10 protein-coding genes and 2 pseudogenes are annotated in these 12,891 nt (G+C 55.1%); 5 read left to right on the top strand and 7 right to left on the bottom strand.

Features of this window, described 5'->3' with window-relative positions:
• Window positions 1-12 precede the first annotated feature (12 nt).
• Window positions 13-831 (top strand): hypothetical protein, encoded by an 819-nt coding sequence (locus tag ACSZO4_RS05985; RefSeq protein ID WP_437887956.1) that lies wholly within the window; start codon window positions 13-15, stop codon window positions 829-831.
• Window positions 832-895: 64 nt separating this feature from the next.
• Here the strand turns inward: ACSZO4_RS05985 and ACSZO4_RS05990 are convergent, their stop codons facing one another.
• Together ACSZO4_RS05990 and ACSZO4_RS05995 are read right to left on the bottom strand one after the other, a co-directional pair.
• A complete protein-coding gene (locus ACSZO4_RS05990) occupies window positions 896-1,483 on the bottom strand; it encodes a TetR/AcrR family transcriptional regulator (protein WP_437887957.1) in 588 nt (195 codons plus the stop codon).
• A 79-nt stretch (window positions 1,484-1,562) separates the two neighbouring features.
• Window positions 1,563-2,612: pseudogene (locus ACSZO4_RS05995) on the bottom strand (aldo/keto reductase).
• Window positions 2,613-2,718: 106 nt separating this feature from the next.
• Here ACSZO4_RS05995 and ACSZO4_RS06000 point away from each other — a divergent pair.
• The 3 genes and pseudogenes from ACSZO4_RS06000 to ACSZO4_RS06010 all read left to right on the top strand — a co-directional run bounded on the left by ACSZO4_RS06000 (window position 2,719) and on the right by ACSZO4_RS06010 (window position 5,757).
• Window positions 2,719-3,510, top strand: a complete 792-nt coding sequence (locus ACSZO4_RS06000; RefSeq protein ID WP_437887958.1) for an SDR family NAD(P)-dependent oxidoreductase — start codon at window positions 2,719-2,721, stop codon at window positions 3,508-3,510.
• Window positions 3,511-3,572: 62 nt separating this feature from the next.
• A pseudogene (locus ACSZO4_RS06005) lies at window positions 3,573-4,679 on the top strand (NADH:flavin oxidoreductase).
• Between the two features lie 70 nt (window positions 4,680-4,749).
• Window positions 4,750-5,757, top strand: a complete 1,008-nt coding sequence (locus ACSZO4_RS06010; protein ID WP_437887981.1) for an NADP-dependent oxidoreductase — start codon at window positions 4,750-4,752, stop codon at window positions 5,755-5,757.
• 73 nt (window positions 5,758-5,830) lie between these two features.
• Here the strand turns inward: ACSZO4_RS06010 and ACSZO4_RS06015 are convergent, their stop codons facing one another.
• From ACSZO4_RS06015 to ACSZO4_RS06030, 4 genes are all read right to left on the bottom strand, one after another.
• On the bottom strand, window positions 5,831-7,300 hold the full coding sequence (locus ACSZO4_RS06015) for a glycoside hydrolase family 1 protein (RefSeq protein WP_437887959.1): 1,470 nt from the start codon (window positions 7,298-7,300) through the stop codon (window positions 5,831-5,833).
• Window positions 7,301-7,310: 10 nt separating this feature from the next.
• Complete coding sequence (locus ACSZO4_RS06020) at window positions 7,311-9,227, bottom strand: beta-glucoside-specific PTS transporter subunit IIABC (protein ID WP_437887982.1); 1,917 nt, start codon at window positions 9,225-9,227, stop codon at window positions 7,311-7,313.
• Between the two features lie 106 nt (window positions 9,228-9,333).
• Complete coding sequence (licT, locus tag ACSZO4_RS06025) at window positions 9,334-10,179, bottom strand: BglG family transcription antiterminator LicT (protein ID WP_437887983.1); 846 nt, start codon at window positions 10,177-10,179, stop codon at window positions 9,334-9,336.
• A gap of 263 nt (window positions 10,180-10,442) precedes the next feature.
• On the bottom strand, window positions 10,443-11,381 hold the full coding sequence (locus ACSZO4_RS06030) for an AEC family transporter (protein ID WP_437887960.1): 939 nt from the start codon (window positions 11,379-11,381) through the stop codon (window positions 10,443-10,445).
• Between the two features lie 111 nt (window positions 11,382-11,492).
• Here ACSZO4_RS06030 and ACSZO4_RS06035 point away from each other — a divergent pair, with 111 nt between their 5' ends.
• Entirely contained in the window at window positions 11,493-12,398 is a 906-nt protein-coding gene (locus tag ACSZO4_RS06035) for a LysR family transcriptional regulator (RefSeq protein WP_437887961.1), read from the top strand.
• A gap of 22 nt (window positions 12,399-12,420) precedes the next feature.
• Here the strand turns inward: ACSZO4_RS06035 and ACSZO4_RS06040 are convergent, their stop codons facing one another.
• Window positions 12,421-12,867, bottom strand: a complete 447-nt coding sequence (locus ACSZO4_RS06040; RefSeq protein ID WP_437887962.1) for an IrmA family protein — start codon at window positions 12,865-12,867, stop codon at window positions 12,421-12,423.
• Window positions 12,868-12,891: the final 24 nt, after the last annotated feature.

The following is a 12,891-nucleotide window of genomic DNA, read 5'->3' on the forward strand; positions in this document are numbered from 1 at the left end:
GAGAAAGGGTAAATGAATCTGGCAACGTATCTCGGTAAACAGGTGCTTGGTGTTCTGGCCGGTTATCAGCAGGGCAAGGTGGTTATCCACGTCTGCGGCGTGTTTATTCAGGCTGATAATAGTCTGAGGGTTTACTTCCCCAAAGGGCATTCGTTTTCAACGGGTGACCTGGTTACCCTGCACCTGGATAATCGTTCCGGCGTTGATGAGTTCGATGCGCAAATCAGCGTATACCGCGCTTCCTATAAAGGCCGGATTATCAGCCACGAAGAAGACTGGGTGGTTATCACGCCGCGCGAATGTCAGTTGATCCATGGGATGAGCCTGGTGCTCGACATACGGGAAGAGGGGTATCAGTTCCCGGTTGATGAGCGGCCCGAACTTCCGGTGCCTTTTACCGCCTTGCAAGAGATGCCGGAGCCTGAAGCTAAGGACGCGGTGAATAAGGTGGGCGTGCTTATTACGATGGCCAACGAGCAGCCACATACGACGGTGCTGGCATTTTTATCGTCGGTTGATGATGACATTTTTATCATCACCTTCCCCGGCATGTTTAAGTCCACTTTGCTTAAGCGTAATCCGCACTGCTTTTTTGCGATGGATGAGCGGGCGCATTATACCTTCGAGCGGGCGATAGAGTGGAACTACACCATCGTGGAAGGCGAGGCCTTTCGGGTGCCCACGGACAGCCCGCTGTATGAGACAATCCGCGAGGAATTTATCCGTAAAAACCCCTGGGAAATGGGCTTTTTCCTGCAGTCTGATATTGAAATGTACCATATCAAACGTCGGCAGCTGGTCTGTTCCGGCTCGCAAGGGTCAGTGCGCTAATTTCAGAGAATCAGGCCACCGGGCGTGCGGTGGCCGTCGATTGAGCGTGTCTGTCGTAACTGCGCTAAATTTTGTCCTGCGTCTGTAGCGCTTTTTTTACCGCGCCGAGCATCTCATCAGAAAGTGGGGAACTGGCCGTTGCGCGGGCGAGGGTCAGGCCGCCAATCAACATCGCCAGTTGTACCAGCGCCTGCTCCCGGCGTTCGCTTTCATCTTCACACTCTGACACCGACTCCAGGCGTTGCAGCATATTGGTTACCCCATTGAGGTAAACCGCGCAGATTTTTTTGTCCGCATCTTCACGCGCAACATCGCTGGCTAACGCCGTCACCGGACACCCTTCTCCGGCACCGTCCCGGTGGGAGCCCGACAGGTAAAACTCTGCCAGGGTTGCCAGATTATTGCAGCCAGGCTGCTGGCTCAGTGTCTGCCAGCGGGCGGCTGACTCCTCAAGCGCTTGCTGGCTGGCAATGGCGACGAGTTCATCTTTGGAGGCGAAATGGCCGTAAAACCCGCCATGGGTTAAGCCAGCGGCGGCCATCAGATCGTTGAGGCTGACCCCGGTGATACCGCGTTCACGAAAAAGCCGTGATGAGACCTGGATAATCTCTTCGCGATTACGCTCCATTTGCTGTTTTGATACTCGGGCCATTACCTTCTCCTGACTTAGTCGGGCATTATCTTAGGGCATGGAAAATGCATACTCAACCGATGATGCCCGTTGCGGCCAATCAGGCCTTCGGTGGATACGCGCGGAGCATGCCGCTGTTTTCGCCGCCCTGAGCGCGCGGCAGGGTACCGGCGATTTGCTCGTGCGGCGTCCCATAGGTGACAGCACTTTCGGCATCCAGCAGTGCCACCTGTGAATCACTCAGCGTCACATCCAGCGCCAGTAAGGTGTCGTTAAGTTGCGCGACGGTGCGGGAGCCGAGTACCGGGATAAGGCTGGTGCTGGCGCGCTCAGCTTTGTATCTGAGCTAGGCGATAGCGACCTGTACCGGCAGGACTTGCAGCTCCTGGGCGATAACGAAGATCCTGTCCAGCAGCCCGGTGCCTTCTTCTTTACGCACCAGCCGGCCTGCGAACCCGGTCAGACGGCCTTCATTGCTTTTGCGGTATTTGCCCGTCAGCAGACCGCCGCCCAGCGGCGACCACAGGGTGGCGGCCAGCCCCAGCGCCTCGGCCATCGGCAGCAGTTCGCGCTCTGCGGTGCGCTGGGCGAGGCTGTACTCCACCTGGATCCCGGCGATGCGCGACCAGCCGCGCAGTTCCGCTATCGTTTCGGCGCGGGCAATTCGCCAGGCGGGGAAGTTTGATAATCCGGCATAGAGAATTTTGCCTGAGCGCACCAGGTCATCGAATGCCCGCACAATCTCTTCCAGCGGCGTTAACTGGTCGTCGAAGTGCGCCCACAGCAGATCGATGCGATCGGTATTAAGCCGTTTCAGGCTCTGCTCCACCGAGGAAATCATATTCTTGCGGCTGTTGCCGGTACCAGAGATGCTCGCTCCGGCTGCGGCCCCCAGCGTATATTTTGTCGCGACCACAAAGTGGTCACGTTCAGCGGCGATAAATTCGCCCACCATCTGTTCTGACTGACCAAACTGGTAGGAATCCGCGGTATCGATAAAGTTGCCGCCCGCGGCGATATAGCGGTCAAACACCTGCTTTGCTTCGGCTTTTTCAGAGCCATAGCCCCAGCCAGTACCAAAATTCCCTGTACCCAGCGCCAGTTCGGAAACCCGCAAACCGGTGTTACGACCAAAGGTAGTGTATTTCATTGCGTAGCCTTTTAAATGTTGGTTGACATTTATTATATATGTCATTCATCATCTATAAAAGCAAGCATGTTTACTTTTCACCCACCAAACTGAGATGAGAGCCGAAATGACCCTGACTCCTGCTGTTCTGATAACCGGTGCCTCTTCCGGCATTGGCGCTGTTTATGCTCAACGTTTTGCTGCGCGAGGGCACAACCTTGTGCTGGTCGCCCGCGATGTCTCCCGTCTGGAAGCCCTGGCTGAACGTCTTCGTACGCAATTTGCCATCGCGGTGGATATCCTGGCGGCGGATCTGACTCAGCCAGTGGATGTTGAGCGCGTGGCGCAACGATTACGCGACGACCAGCAGATTGGCATTCTGGTCAATAATGCCGGTATGAGCCTGTCGGGGACCTTTGCCACTCAGACCTCCGCGGATATCAACCGGCTGCTGGCGGTGAACCTGTCTGCGGTTGTCACCCTGGCCCATGCCATTGCCCCACGCCTGGCAACGGCGGGCGAGGGAGCCATTATCAATATCAGCTCCGTGGTCGGGCTGGCTCCGGAATTTGGGATGACGGTATATGGCGCAAGCAAAGCGTTTCTGCTGTTCCTCTCTCAGGGGTTGAGTCTTGAACTCGGGAGCAGCGGAGTCTACGTGCAGGCCGTGCTGCCCGCCGCCACCCGCACTGAGATCTGGCAGCGTTCCGGCGTGGATGTCGACACGCTCAGCGGGGTTATGGATGTCGAAGAGCTGGTGGATGCGGCTCTGGTGGGCTTTGATCGCCGTGAAGCTGTCACCATTCCACCGCTGCATAACGAACAGCAATGGATCAGTTTTAATCAGGCCCGCCAGGCGATGCTACCCGAATTCCGTCAGGAACATCCGGCTGCGCGTTATCTGAATACCAGCGAATAAAAACCGTTCGCCTGCGCGAACATCAGTGCCTCAATCAGGCCCAAAGACAGGAAGGTATCACTATGTCTGACTCGACGCTTTTTACCCCGTTTTCACTCAAAGGACTGACGCTGCCCAACCGCATCGTGATGGCGCCAATGACCCGTGGCATGGCGCCGGATGGCGTGCCCGGTGAGGCTAATGCGCAATATTACCGCCGCCGTGCCGAAGGGGCCGTTGGCCTGATCCTGACCGAGGGCACGGTGGTCAATCGTCCGGCATCACGGAATATGCCTGGCATTCCGTTCTTCCATGGCGAGCAGGCCCTGGCGGGATGGCAACAGGTGGCTGACGCCGTGCATGCGGCAGGCGGACGTATCGGGCCGCAACTCTGGCATACCGGCTCAACGCGTGCCGGGGAGTGGCAGCCGGATGCGCCGGTTGAAAGTCCTTCCGGGCTGGTCGGGCCGGATGACCCGCGCGGTGTGGCCATGAGTGAAGAAGACATTGCCGACACCGTAGCGGCGTTTGCTCAGGCAGCTGCAGATGCAAAACGTCTTGGCTTTGACACCCTGGAACTGCACGGCGCTCATGGCTACCTGATTGACCAGTTCTTCTGGTCCGGCACCAATAAACGCAGCGACGCCTGGGGCGGAGCCACCATCGGCCAGCGCGCCCGCTTTGCCGCAGAAGTCGTGCGGGCAGTGCGCGCCGCCGTGGGGCCAGAGTTTCCCCTGATCCTGCGGGTCAGCCAGTGGAAACAGCAGGACTATGCCGCGCGTCTGGCAAATTCTCCTGAAGAAATGGCGGCCTAGTTATCCCCGCTGGTCGAGGCGGGTGTGGATATCCTGCACTGTTCGCAACGCCGCTTCCAGGAGCCTGAATTCCCGGATATTGACGGCAGCGAAGGGCTGAATTTTGCCGGATGGGCCAAAAAAGTGACGGGGGCAGCAACCATCAGCGTCGGATCTGTAGGGCTGGCGGATGATTTCTTTGGCGCCTTTGGCGGCCAGGGGGCAGGAACGACGGTGCTGGATAACCTCTACGCCCGCATGGAGCGTGAAGAATTTGATCTGATAGCCGTAGGGCGCGCGCTGTTATCTGATGCCCGCTGGGCTCAGAAAGTACAAGCCGGGCAGACTGACGCCCTGCATGGGTTTAACGCAGCGGACCTGGCATCGCTGGTATAGCGCCGGGTTATCTTGCCAGTCAGCAGGTAGAAAGATGATGAATACAAAAGCTGTCGCCTCATCCCCAACGATGAAAGCCTTGCTGCTTAAGGGCTATGGTGGCCTGAAGAGCCTCGATTTTGACAGTATTCCCCGCCCGACCATAGGGGCAGACGAAATCCTGGTGCAGGTGCATGCCGTGGGGTTGAATCCCATTGACACCATGATCCCAAAAGGGATGTTTAAGCCGGTGCTCAAATTCCGGTTACCTGCGGTGATGGGAAGCGATCTTGCGGGCGTGGTGGTAGAAACCGGCTCTGCGGTCACGCGGTTTAAAGCGGGCGATGCCGTATTTGCCAGTGTATTCGATTCACAGGCGGGTTCACTGGCTGAATATGTGGCGGTGCCGGAGCATGCGGCAGCGTTAAAACCTGAACGACTGGATTTCGTGCAGGCCGCATCTTTGCCGATGGTGGCGCTGACCTCATGGCAGGCGTTTACTGAACGCACCACCCTTAGCCCCGGAGATAACGTCTTTATTCCTGCCGGTTCCGGTGGAATAGGCTCCGTAGCCATTCAACTGGCGAAATATCTTGGTGCAACGGTGGCGACAACCACCAGTGCTGCCAATGCCGGGTGGGTAAAAGCTCTGGGTGCCGATGAGGTGATTGATTACCGGCAGCAGCAGTTTGCCGATGTTCTCAGTCACTACGATATCGTGTTGGGTACGGTCAGAGGCGACGGCAATGAAAAAGCGCTGAGAATACTCAAACCACAGGGCAAGCTTATCTCGCTGACTGGCCCGCTCGATGCGGCCTTTGCCCGCCAGCGGGGAATGAATTTTCTGCTGCGCGGCATCATCGGGTTGCTCAGCAGACGCATGATGAAGCTGGCGGAAAAACATCAGATTGATTATTCATTTCTGTTTATTCGTGCCGATGGTCAACAACTGGCAGAGATTGCCGGGCTGATCGACGCAGGTCATATCAGGCCGGTGATTGATAGCGTTTTTCCTTTTGCTGACAGCAAAGCGGCGCTGGACTATCTGGCGCAAGGGCATGCTAAGGGAAAAGTCGTGGTGACCCTGTCAGAACCCTGAGATTTTTATCCAGGCAGCCATCCTGAGAAGCGAAGACAGTAAAGGGCAGAATATCTGCCCTTTACTCGATCATTTAGCTCAGGTCTTCACCGTTTGAGGCGATGACCTTTTTATACCAGCCAAAACTCTTCTTGCGCGCACGTTTGAGCGTTCCGTTGCCCATATCATCCTGATCGACATAGATAAACCCATAGCGCTTGGACATTTGCGACGTACTGGCGCTGATCATATCGATAGGTCCCCACCAGGTGTAACCGAACAGGTTTACGCCATCGGCAATCGCCTCCTGCATTTGCTCAATATGCAGACGTAAATAATCGATACGATAATCGTCCTGAACCATGCCTTCGCTGTCTGGCACATCGACAGCGCCCAGCCCGTTTTCTGCCACAAACAGTGGTTTCTGATAACGGTCATACAGTTGATTCAGCGCCAGGCGCAGCCCTTGCGGGTCGATTTGCCATCCCCAGTCACTCTCCGGCAGATGTGGGTTACGGATCCCGCCGGTGATCAGGTTGCCTTTCACGCCCTGCAGCTTCTGCGGATGTGCGCTGATGGTGCTGGACATGTAATAGCTGAACGACACAAAGTCTACCGGGTACTGGCGCAGGATCTCGTCATCGCCGCGCGCTTTCTCCAGAACCACCCCTTTTGCGGCAAACATTCTGTCCGACCAGGCCGGATAGGCGCCGCGAGCCTGAACGTCGCTGAAGAACAGCGACACGCGCTGGGCTTCTTCACATGCCTGAAGATCGTCCGGATGGCAGGTGTGCGGGTAGAGGATCTGGTAGCTGATCATACAGCCTACCTGTGAGCCGGGGATAATCTCATGGCAGGCTTTGGTGGCCAGCGCGCTGGCGACAAACTGATGGTGCGCCCCCTGATATTTCGCCTGTTCCAGGGCCGGGTGATCCTCTTCAATGACCCCCACGCTGACATAGGGATGGTGCTTCACGCAGTTGATCTCGTTGAAGGTCATCCAGTATTTCACTTTTTTGCGATAACGCTGGAACACGGTCGTGGCAAAGCGCAGGTAAAAATCAATAATCTGGCGGTTTGGCCAGCCGCCGTACTCGGTGACCAGCGTCAGCGGCATCTCATAGTGCGACAAAGACACCACCGGTTCGATATTGTGGCGACGTAAGGTATCAAAAACACGATCGTAAAAGGCCAGACCGGCTTCATTCGGCGTGGTTTCATCCCCGCGTGGGAACAGGCGTGTCAAGGCAATCGACATGCGAAAACATTTAAAACCCATCTCGGCAAACAGGGCGATATCTTCTTCATAATGATGATAGAAATCGTTGCCCCGGCGTTTGGGGTAGTATTTTTTACTGTCCGGGTTTTGTGCTTCGGCGACCTGGGCGTGGGTCATCCCTGCCCACTGATCGAGCCAGCGTTCTTTGGGCGCGGTGTTATCAAAAATAAACACATCGGAAGCAGACAGCCCTTTGCCGTCAACATCATGTGCCCCTTCCAGTTGGTTGGCGGCGGTTGCACCGCCCCACAAAAAGTCTTGCGGAAATGATTTAGAAAAAGTCACTAACTCCCCCTTACACAGCCACGGCTGTCAGTTGCAAAAATGGCGCGCGTGCTTCCACACGTTCATGAGAAATTGGGCTGATATCGCCGTAGTTTTCGGTATTGGTCACAATCACAATGATGCTGGGATCGATGTTCTCCGCATGCAGGGCATCAAGGTCGAAACTGATAAGCGGTTGCCCAACGGTCACGGTTTGCCCGTCCTCAACATGGCGGGTAAAGCCCCGGCCATTCAGTTTGACGGTATCGATCCCAATATGGATAAGCACTTCGGTCCCGGATTCACTTTCCAGCGTGATGGCGTGATTGGTGGCAAAAACAGAGCCGACCTGGCCATTAACCGGCGACAGCAGCTCGCCGTTGACCGGTACAATCGCCACTCCTTTGCCAAAGACTTCGTCGGCAAAAACCGGATCGCTCAGCTCACTCAGCGGGGTGAGCTGCCCGTCTGCAGGGGCAAAGAGCTGAGTCTCTGCGTGGCGGGTCTTAGCCTGAGAGGGCAGATTTCCGCTTTGCGGCTGTAGCGTGACAGCAGGAGATCCCATCGCCGTCGATTCACCCGCTCCAGCAGGGCTGCTTTCCTGATTTTCCTCAAACCCAAGCACCAGGGTGAGCAGGGTCGCGGCGGCAAAGGCCAGCGCCATACTCGCCAGCGCCCAGCCAAAGCCAGCGCCAGCCAGCGCAGGCAGACCAGAGAGACCGCTCAGAGCGTAGGCATAAGCCTTCACGCCCATGGTCATGGCCAGGCAGCCCCCCAGCGCACCGCCAATAAGTGCCGCGGCAAAGGGCTTTTTCAGGCGAATGTTTACGCCGTACATAGCGGGTTCGGAAACGCCCATCAGGGCGCTGAAGGAGGTGGAGAGCGCCAGCGATTTGGTTTTTTTATTCCGCGAACGCAGGAACACGCCAAAAGCGGCTCCGGCCTGACCAAAATTGGCGACAAAAAACATCGGCTTGATGGGGTCAAACCCCAGGCGGGTAATGTTGTTGATCATAATCGGCACCAGCACATAGTGCATGCCGGTAATAATCATCAGCGACAGCGTGCCGCCGACGATAATACCCGCCAGTGGACCCATATTTTCAACCAGCCAGATAATGCCGCCTGAGAGCGCATTACCGGCAAAAATACCGGCCGGGCCAATCAGAATCAGCATCACCGGGGCCACAATCATCAGACTGAGCAGCGGGGAAAACATCATTCGGACAGACGTCGGGATAATGCGGTTAAAGAAACGCTCGACGAAGCTCAACACCCAAACGGAAAGAATGATCGGAATCACCGAGTTGGCATAAGAGACCACGGAGACGGTCAGGCCAGCAAAGGCCACCGGCTCTCCCGAGCGGAACAATGTGGAGAGCGTTGGATGAAACAGGGTGGCGGCCAGCGCTACCGAGAGATAGGGGTTAGCGCCGAATTTCAGACCGGCGCTGAATGCCAGAACCATCGGCATAAAATAAAACACGCCATCGCTGATGACCGTCATTATTTGATAAGTCTGATTGGTCGCGGTCACCCAGCCAAAGGTAATAAACAGCGACAGCAAACCTTTCAGAATACCCGCGCCCGCAATTGCCGGAATAATGGGCGAGAAAATGCCGGAAATAATCTCGAAGGCGAGAGAGACCGGATTTTTTCTTTTTGTCTCCGGTTCTTGCGCTGCGGCGTTGGCGGATCCCAGAGACGGTATTTCATCCTGTATCGCATGTAATACCTGGGTGACCTTATTGCCGATGATGACCTGGAACTGATCGCCGGAAAGATTAACGCCCATCACGCCATCGACCTGCATCAGCGCGTCCCGGTCTGGTTTGTCATTATCTTTGAGACTAAACCTTAAGCGGGTAATACAGTGAAAAGCGGAATTAATATTAGAAGCGCCGCCAACAAGCTCAATAATTCGGCGCGCAGTGTGTTGATAATCCACGGTCTGATTCTCCAGAATAAAGGCAATAAAATGCCTGTTCACAATTGCCGGTTTTCACCGGACAGGTTGCTTCCTCTGGGGTTTGCCTGATTAAACAGTAACAAGCCTATATGGAATTGCTTTGACGGTTAATCACGTTCCCGATATGCACCGTCAGGTATAACTTCTCTGAACTACTCATGGTATGGCTGTAGTTTTTGGCGACAAATTCACTGATCGCCTGCACACAGCCCAGGGTTTTTTCATAACGCTTCGGCATCTGCTCAAAGAGTTCTGCATCATCATTATTCAAAATTTCACCGGCCATAACGCGCTGGGCAAAAAATTTCAGATGCATAACAAAACGCTGATAATTCAGGCTCTGTTCATCGATGCTGACTGCAAACCAATACTTAACAATATTCTGTATCTGAAAAATAAGGCGCGTCATTTCCATAACCTGCCCGTCAGGGACGTTCACCGACGCATTCACAATATGCAACGCAATGCTGCATGCTTCGGCATCCGGGAGCAGTTGCCCGGTACGGGAGGCGATCAGCGCCAGCGCCTGTCGCCCGACCAGATACTCTTTGCGGTATAACTGGCGAACTTCCCACTCCAGCGGGTTATGGATTTCCTGCCCTTCAAGATGCCGTTTCAGGGCAAAATGAAGGTGGTCAGCGAGGGAAACATACAGCACGTCGCTGACCGCATGGCTTAAGGTGTTTCTGGCAAGGGTGATGATGTCATCGGTCAGTTGAATGACTTCAACCGGAACCTCATTGAGTAAAACCTTAAACCGATCGGCGATCGTGTTATCGTCCAGGCGGAAGGTTTTCTCAACGTTACGCTCATTCACCACATCCCCGACTTTGGCATTGAATCCCAGACCTCGCCCGGTCAGGATGCATTCAGCGCCGCTGGCATCGGAAACACTGACGACATTATTATTCAGGATCTGTTTTATCAGCATCGCCAACTCCAGAAAGCAAAACGGGCAAAACGTAAACGCAGCCACAGAGTCTCCTCTGGCTGTATTTATGTTTTGCCCGCCGAACGGTAACAAGCTTTGAACTACGGCTGGAACTATAGATTTCTTTCATGGCGAGTCAATGACCCTATGGTTTTTTGTTAACTTTCAGTTGAAAAGTGTGATCAATGTAAAAGTATTTCCTGAAGTAAGGGGGGCAATTTGCCCCGTTAGTCATCAGGAATGATTCGACTCATTCACCTCAGTTATAGCCCAATGAACGACAGGTAAAAAGAGAGGGTGAATAACGACACCACTGTGGACATCAGCACACAGCGGGAGGTCGTGCCTGCTTCACGGCGATAAAACTCAGCCAGCATAAAAGGGCCGGTACCGGTGGGTAATGCCGCCAGTAATACGGCGGTGTGCGTCAGCATCGGCGGCAAATGAAGCGCAACGGCCAGTCCCCAGGTGATTAAGGGCTGCAAAATAAGTTTGAGCACCACCAGCAGGGTCACGGTGACGTTTTGATTTTTGGCTCTGTCGACGGACTTCCCGGCGAGGAAAAGCCCTAAGGCGATTAATGCGCACGGCGATGCCGCGCCGCCCAGCAGTTTGAGAAACACATTGACTGAGCCTGGTACGCTGGCCCCCGAGAGCGGAACGACCAGCGCCAGTACCGGAGAGACCAGCAGAGGGTTGCGCACCAGTGATTTTGCCACTTTGACGATAATAATCCGCCGTTTGACCTCTCCCTGTAGCCCCATTTCAATCATGATGATGCCGACCCCAAACAGGGCCGATACCGTCAGAATAGTGGCCACCAGCGTCGGTGCCAGCGCCTCGTGGCCTAAAAACACCAGTATTAACGGAAATCCAATAAAGCCGGTATTGGCATAACTGCCGTTCAGGGCATCGATCGCCGCATCGGCAAGATGGCGTGTGCGGCGAAGTTGAATGACCAGGATGAGAACAAAAATGGCAAACATGCCGCCAGAAAAGGCCAGGATAAACGCCGGTTGCGCCAGATCGCTCCATTTTGCATTGGCGATGATATCGAAAAGCAGTGCCGGCAACGCAAGATAGACAACGAAGCGATTAAGTTCAGACAGGGCATTTTCCCCAAGGATCCTTAATCTGCGGGCCAGCCATCCGGTCAGTATCAGGGCAAAGATTGGCAGAACGACATTCAGTGTTGAGAGCATAGCGCGATGACTGTTATTGATGACGGTGGTAAAAAAAGCACACTCTATCCGTCGCGCTCTATATAATCTAATGCCTTTAAATGCTTATCTTCATACCTTTAAGGTATCAACATGATGGCTGACTTTCGCCAGTTGCACTATTTCATCACGCTGGCTGAAACGCGCAATTTCGGCCGGGCTGCCGGGCTACTGAATATTACCCAGCCCCCGTTAAGCCGACAGATTGCCGCCCTGGAAGAGCGACTGGGGGTGACATTGTTTGAGCGTCATCACCTGGGCGTGACCCTTACCCTGGCCGGGGAGGGGTTTTATCAGGATGCGAAAGCCATTATCAGCGCTTACCAGCAGGCCTGCCGCAATGCGCAGCAGACAGCCAAAGGCGAGAGAGGGACGTTGTCCGTGGGGTTTATGATGCATGCGGCCTGGACGACGATCCCTGAACTGACGCGGCGAATGGTCACCGACTATCCACAGGTGAAGCTGCTGCTGCATGAAGCCACGCCGGGCGTATTACTCCAGGCCGTACTCGACGGCGAATATGATGCAGGGGTGACTTTTCAGAGCAATGAGACGGTGCGGGTAAACAGCCTGCCGCTGCGCCAGGAGCGGCTTTGTCTGGCGGTGAACCGACATCATCCTCTGGCAGGGCGTCAGCAGATTGTGGCGGCTGATTTACGCAATGAACCGCTTATTGTCACCCCTCAGGCAGTGGCGCCGGTGCTTCGGGAAACCATCGATATTTTTTTGCGCAGCAACGGGGTCGAACCTTATTACCGGCTGGAAACCCACCTACAGCAAACTATCGTCAGTTTTGTGGCTGAAGGATTAGGGTCGGCGCTGGTGCCGGAATCAGTGAAAAAGTTGAATTATGCCGACGTCGAGTACAGAGCTATTGCGCAAAGCCCGACGATTGTCCAGGTGCTGGTGTGGCGAAAAGACAACCACAACCCGGCCCTGGCGTCATTTGTTTCCCTCACTCAGGCGCTGCTGAGTGAGGGGAACACGGGCATCGCTTAAAGCCGGACTGCCCGTCCCGCGATTACGGCTTGCCGACTGCTATCTTTAACGGCTTGTAATACTGCGGATCGAAGGTGGAGAGCGGCAGCTTAACCTGCTTGTTACCGCCGCGTAGTTCGCTGGCGGCGCTGATGGTTATCGTGCTGGCTTTCTCTACCGCATCGCAGTCAAACTCGGTCGCGGCGTCAACGGAGCGGGTGGCGTCACTGTCGCCAAAAGGCGCGACATTCAGCGTCCCTTCGCCCAATGTGTGGCCCGCCTTGTCCTTCAGCTGAAGGGTGAGGGAAAGGGCGCTGAATTCTCCACTGCCGCCATTATCCAGCCTGAAAACCAAAGAGCACTGCCCCTGTATCCAGGCGCTGTCGGTATTGCGAATACTGATATAACGTGGTTCTTCAGCATGCGCGGCGGACCCCCAGCCCAGGCCTGACAGCAGACTGATAAGTAATATTTTCGCTGTCCGTTTCATGGCATTTCCTTTTCTGGTTGTGGC

This window comes from Phytobacter sp. V91, from assembly GCF_965644225.1.
GTDB lineage: Bacteria > Pseudomonadota > Gammaproteobacteria > Enterobacterales > Enterobacteriaceae > CBFFRJ01.

What these genes read in the sequence shown, in the direction of transcription:
- licT (WP_437887983.1), bottom strand. Translation starts at nt 10,179, where the DNA reads ATGCTGATAAAACAGATCCTGAATAATAATGTCGTCAGTGTTTCCGAT.
- ACSZO4_RS06040 (WP_437887962.1), bottom strand. Translation starts at nt 12,867, where the DNA reads ATGAAACGGACAGCGAAAATATTACTTATCAGTCTGCTGTCAGGCCTG.
- ACSZO4_RS05990 (WP_437887957.1), bottom strand. Translation starts at nt 1,483, where the DNA reads ATGGCCCGAGTATCAAAACAGCAAATGGAGCGTAATCGCGAAGAGATT.
- ACSZO4_RS05985 (WP_437887956.1), top strand. Translation starts at nt 13, where the DNA reads ATGAATCTGGCAACGTATCTCGGTAAACAGGTGCTTGGTGTTCTGGCC.
- ACSZO4_RS06000 (WP_437887958.1), top strand. Translation starts at nt 2,719, where the DNA reads ATGACCCTGACTCCTGCTGTTCTGATAACCGGTGCCTCTTCCGGCATT.
- ACSZO4_RS06030 (WP_437887960.1), bottom strand. Translation starts at nt 11,381, where the DNA reads ATGCTCTCAACACTGAATGTCGTTCTGCCAATCTTTGCCCTGATACTG.
- ACSZO4_RS06035 (WP_437887961.1), top strand. Translation starts at nt 11,493, where the DNA reads ATGATGGCTGACTTTCGCCAGTTGCACTATTTCATCACGCTGGCTGAA.
- ACSZO4_RS06010 (WP_437887981.1), top strand. Translation starts at nt 4,750, where the DNA reads ATGAAAGCCTTGCTGCTTAAGGGCTATGGTGGCCTGAAGAGCCTCGAT.